Genomic DNA, 268 nt, shown 5'->3' on the forward strand with positions numbered 1-268 from the left:
GACCATCCCCTTGATTGACGAGTTGGCCCATGAGATCGCCCAGCACGACGGGCTGACCTTCCTCACGACCTCTAATGGCAAACCCTTTTCCGTGGACGGCTTTGGCAACTGGTTTCGAGCAGCTACCAAAGAAGCGGGCCTCATCGGCAAATCACCTCATGGCTTGCGGAAAGCGGCAGGTAGACGCCTCGCTGAGGCTGGATGTACGGCGAAGGAAATCGCAGCCGTTCTTGGACACCGCACACTCAACGAAGTGGCCCGGTATACG

1 protein-coding gene is annotated in these 268 nt (G+C 58.2%); it reads left to right on the forward strand.

The features are described 5' to 3' along the window. On the forward strand, window positions 1–268 hold a 268-nt coding region (locus tag MMS95_RS24150; protein ID WP_242142437.1), incomplete at both ends, for a tyrosine-type recombinase/integrase.

Origin of the sequence: Serratia sp. PGPR-27 (genome assembly GCF_022678525.1) — a bacterium.
In the GTDB taxonomy this organism is placed as follows: domain Bacteria; phylum Pseudomonadota; class Gammaproteobacteria; order Enterobacterales; family Enterobacteriaceae; genus Serratia; species Serratia nematodiphila.